The 246-nt window shown below is 45.9% G+C and carries 1 protein-coding gene; it reads right to left on the bottom strand.

From position 1 onward, the window contains the following. Positions 1 to 246, bottom strand: a 246-nt coding sequence (locus AB4486_RS23185; protein WP_372118870.1) for a glycerate kinase, incomplete at both ends; no start/stop codon positions are given.

The raw sequence follows: 246 nt of genomic DNA, 5'->3' as shown, positions 1-246 counted from the left end.
GTCGCACTGCCACCCAATCCTAAAATAATGCTCTCAGCACCTTGTTCAATGGCTTCTAAGATCAATTGCCCTGTACCAAATGAAGAAGCTATTAACGGGTTACGCTGTTCTGATTTAAGTAAATCCAAACCAGAGGCAGCGGCGATCTCAATTAAAGCCGTTTTCTTAGGATTCTGATCCGACGGTTCTAGCATTGCCCATTCTGCATTGACTGGTTGCCCTAACGGCCCTTCGACTTGGCTATGT

Source organism: Vibrio sp. 10N.222.55.C6 (genome assembly GCF_041473395.1).
In the GTDB taxonomy this organism is placed as follows: Bacteria; Pseudomonadota; Gammaproteobacteria; order Enterobacterales; family Vibrionaceae; genus Vibrio; species Vibrio crassostreae_C.
Note: the sequence above shows the minus strand (reverse complement) of the source record. Positions and strands in the feature narration are given on the sequence as shown.